Raw genomic sequence first — 4,234 nt, forward strand, 5'->3', positions numbered from 1 at the left:
CGCTTGGAACAAGCTTGTCGACCAACCCTGGAAAATCATGTCCATCGGACACCGCGAATGGGCTCGTCGGTCATGATCGTCGCTCGTTGGTATTAGAGCCCAGGCACTTTCTCGGTAGGTCGTTCAGATGGTGAGCGAGTTGAACCAGCGCCGATTGCGGTACTTCGGCCAGGTCAGTGTCGCCTGGCATGAAGCGGCGAATGCGCTTGTTGGCATTTTCGACGGCTCCTTTTTGCCAGGGGGCACTGGGGTCGCAGAACCAGCTGCGTGCGCCGATGCCATCTTCCAAAGCCCTAAATCCGGCAAACTCGGTGCCGCGGTCGAAGGTAAAGCTCTGGCGTGCTGCGGAGGGCAAAGACGAGAACGCTTCGATGATCTTGTCCATGATCGGACGCGAATGCCGGCTCTGGTTCTTGATCATAACAGTTTAGCGGCTCTTCCGCTCCACCAGTGAGGCGATGTTGGCATGCCCGAGTTCGCGCTCGAAGATCAAAAGATCGCCCTCCCAGTGTCCGAACTGTGACTGATCGCCAATAAAATCAGGTCGTTGGGATATTCGGTGACTGGCTGGAAACACGCTGTTTCGCGGCTTTTTCGATCCACGCAGACGGCGCTTTCGGCGCGCCTTCGGCAGGTAGTGATAAAGGCCAAGCCTGTTGTAAGACAACAAACTCTTCGTGTGCATCTGCTGCCGATGCTCGCTTCCAGCCCTGAGGCCGAGCGGTCCGCTCACCCTCTTTCGCTCTCGCTATCCAGCGAATTGCCGTTGAAATCCCAACACCGAACCGGGCCGCAGCCTACCGAGCCGGAATCCCCGCCGCAGACGCCTTCAAACCCGTATTCGCAGGTCATCGCTCAGTGCTTGTCCCATCATTCACCTCTTCGCTGTGGATGTTGAATCAGTTTCGGCGTCCGTCGTTACCTCACAATCGATTCATCGATCGCAGGACATGCTCTAGATGCAGGATCGATGGCCGACGCATTTACTTGCAACGGAAGAAATCCTGTTTAGCCATTATACGAAACTACTGACCAAATCACGCAAGAAAGCGTTATTACGTTTAGACCTCCAATATATTCGGTTTCGAGTAGCCTGCGTGGCCTATAAAATTGATTCGTTGATACTCTCCAAATGATTTGGTGAAAGGTAAGCAATGATGCTTGACAGACAGCAGCTTGAATTTTGGGTCCTGCAACGCGCGCAGGAGATCGTTAGGCGCGAAGGTGCGAGTCTAATGAATGCAGCCCAATGGCTGGACAAACAGGGGACCGTTCGTAGCAGCTATGCGTTGCGTACGGCGATTGAGACCTCTCTGAGGGAAGCACTGGACCTCTGGGGCCGAGAGGCTCGAACAGCGGCTTAAAGCAATATGAAACTAGGCGCGTCGCAAGACATTTATCGAGCAGCAGGCGCGTCGTTTCCTATGCTCTTTTTGGGAAGACTATCGAGGAGCAATATCCAGATGGTTAGTGTTGCATCAATATGTCATGTAACCGCCGTTGCGCTTCCTGAGGCGAGATGTTTCCGTCATTGAAGAAATCGCCCACCACGCCAATCCAACCTTCCGACATCTGGCTCGGCATGGCCTGAGACTGAGCACTTACCTCGCCCTTCTTCGCCTTGATCATTTCCAATCCGAGCTGCCCGCAACGGTCAAGACCAGTTGGATCGACATCGGTCCGAACCGGCAGAGATCCCTTGATGCGGCTAAAGGCGACCTGATTTTCTCTGTCAAGGATCATGCGCGCGAAGGCGCGCTGTGCATCCGCTGTGCCATCCCGGTTAGTAATTGGAAAGGCGAAGGCGTCGATCACCATGAAATAGGCTATTGCTGTCCCAGGAACGAGGTTGCAGTCAAAATCCCTATCGACCAGATAGCCGCGTGCGCCAAGCTCGCCTTTTGCCCAGTCACCCATGAATTGCATGCCCGCCTTACCGGCGCCGACCGCCGCCGTAGCATCCGCCCACGTCTTGTCTTTTCGCGCGGCGATTGGCTCTACGTAGTGAGACAGACGCAAAAGCGTATCCAGGGCTTCGATCATGCGCGGGTCCTCGACTAGCTCGGCGTCGCCGCTCATGAGGCGAGAATATCCCTCGGGGCCGAATTTTTGAAAGATAATGTCGTTGAAAATGAGCGATACTTCCCATCGCGATCCGCCAAGCGCAATCGGAACAAGTCCGGCTGCCTTGATTTTTTCGGCGGCATCGAAGATTTCATCCCAGGAGCGCGGCATATTCACACTTGCTTCGCGAAATACAGCGTTGCTCGTCCAAAGCCAGTTCTCAGCATGGATATTGGTTGGTGCGAAGTAGGCCTTTCCTTTGTAGGAGATCCGGTCGAGTATCGTTGCGGGGATAACATCTCGCCAACGATCCGCCTGCGCGACGTCATTGATGTCCTGAACAATTCCCATCTCCGGCAGTTCACGTGATCCCTCATTCGCGTTCCACTGCATGACCGCCGGCGCATAGCCATTGGCAATACGGTCACTCACGAGGCGCTGAACCGCAACCTTGTTCTCAGCCGGCATGTCGGCCCATTGATTGCCTGCCGTCGTCCAGGCTTTGCGAAACACGTCAAGCGCAGCGGACTCGCTTTTCGATACCCAGAAATGTACGACATCAACCGACATCCCCTCTTCGGCGAACGCCGGTGCCGAGGGTCCTCCGATCGCCAAGGCAATTGAAAGCCAAGTCCGCATTATCCTATTCATTCACTTTCTCCTATCGACAAGTTTCGCGACTTCTGCCGAGCGCGGAAGCGTTCGGAAAAGATCAACCAGCGATCCGCTTCAGCCGTCGTGGCTCGGTGCCTACGCGGGGCGCCGAGACTTTCAGACGCTCAACTGCAACCGAAGCGGGTTCCGGTTTGGCAAACAAATATCCCTGGCCTATCTCGCAGCCCGCGCTCAGAAGGAAATCGCGCTGTATCTCGTTTTCGATACCCTCGGCAACGCAACGCTTGCCCAGGTTGCAGGCAAGATCGATCATCGCCCGCACGATCTGCTCGGATCGGATATCGCTGCCCAGATCGGTAACGAAGCTGCGGTCAATTTTCAATTCATCGAACGGAAAGTCGCGCAAATGCACCAGTGAAGCAAAGCCGGTGCCAAAATCATCAAGGGAGACAGACATTCCTCGTTGCCGGAAACGAGTGATCGTCTCCAAAATCTGAGTGGCGCCGCGATTGAGAAAAACGTCTTCTGTCACCTCAACAGCAAAGTCGCACCATTCCAGCTGATTGGCACTGACCGCCGCAGCAATGAGATCGTAGCCCTCCAGACCGACCAGCAACACTTCGGGAAGGTTGATGGCGATAGAGCCTGGTCGCAGCCCATCAGCTTTCCACTGCTTGAGATCATGCGCCACCGTATTGACGACACAGCGCGTCATACCGCCGATAAAATGGGAGCCTTCCATCAGTGGCAGGAAACGGCCGGGTAGCAGAACGCCAAGCCGGGGATGGTGCCAGCGTACCAGCGCCTCAAACCCGAGATGTTCACCAGTTCGAAGGTCAACTTTTTGCTGATAGTGGACCACGAATTCGTCGCGGTCAGCCGCGAAAGCAAGAGCAGCTGCGAGTTGGTTCTCCTCGAGGCGATGCGCAAGTGACGCTTCGTCGAAGATGACGGCGGTGTTGCGCTTGGTCTTCGCTGCGTAAAGCGCGAGATCGGCGATGCACATGAGCGCTGGCTCGTCCGCGGCATGCTTTGGCACAACCGCTCCACCTATACTGGCCGAAACCGGTAAGAGGCGGCCTTCGAAATAACATTCTGTCGCAATCGCTGCGACGGCACGTTTGGCAAGTGCTTCCAGTGCTGTCGCATTGTTGTGGCCGGGAAGCAGAATGGCAAATTCGTCACCACCCAGTCTCGCCACGATGTCGGTGGAGCGAAAGGTCCCTTGCAGCATGCGGGCGACGTGCCGGAGAACAGCATCACCTGCAGGATGACCAAAACTGTCGTTGATGCCCTTGAAATGGTCGAGATCGACCAGGAGCATCGAAAAGCTCGCGCCGACTTGTTCCAGCGAGTCAAAAAGCCTGGCTAGCGCGTCGTTGAATGAGGAGCGGTTGCTGAGACCAGTGAGTGCATCGCCATGCGCCAGCAATGTCAACTTGGCCTCAAAATTGACGGTCCGGAGGTGCGGACGAAAACTTGGACTAACAGGAGATAGTTCATGTATTCGTATGAAGACCGCATGAGGGCTGTGCAGCTCTATATCAAGCTCGGC

Annotated in this window: 2 protein-coding genes and 2 pseudogenes; all 4 read right to left on the reverse strand. The window is 55.5% G+C overall.

Features of this window, described 5'->3' with window-relative positions; translation table 11 throughout:
- Positions 1-70 precede the first annotated feature (70 nt).
- A pseudogene (locus ACIQWP_RS31760) lies at positions 71-652 on the reverse strand (IS30 family transposase); the annotation flags it as partial.
- A gap of 10 nt (positions 653-662) precedes the next feature.
- A pseudogene (locus ACIQWP_RS31765) lies at positions 663-871 on the reverse strand (helix-turn-helix domain-containing protein); the annotation flags it as partial.
- A 596-nt stretch (positions 872-1,467) separates the two neighbouring features.
- Positions 1,468-2,715: an ABC transporter substrate-binding protein gene (locus ACIQWP_RS31770; RefSeq protein ID WP_402796432.1), complete on the reverse strand. Its 1,248-nt coding sequence runs from the start codon at positions 2,713-2,715 to the stop codon at positions 1,468-1,470.
- A 61-nt stretch (positions 2,716-2,776) separates the two neighbouring features.
- Positions 2,777-4,234 (reverse strand): putative bifunctional diguanylate cyclase/phosphodiesterase (locus ACIQWP_RS31775; RefSeq protein WP_402796435.1); only part of this gene is annotated, 1,458 nt, incomplete at its 5' end.

Source organism: Rhizobium sp. NPDC090279 (assembly GCF_044769665.1).
Classification (GTDB): Bacteria; Pseudomonadota; Alphaproteobacteria; order Rhizobiales; family Rhizobiaceae; genus Rhizobium.

Bases quoted from the DNA above. Each gene is read 5' to 3' on its own strand.
- ACIQWP_RS31770 (WP_402796432.1), bottom strand. From the start codon at position 2,715: ATGAATAGGATAATGCGGACTTGGCTTTCAATTGCCTTGGCGATCGGA.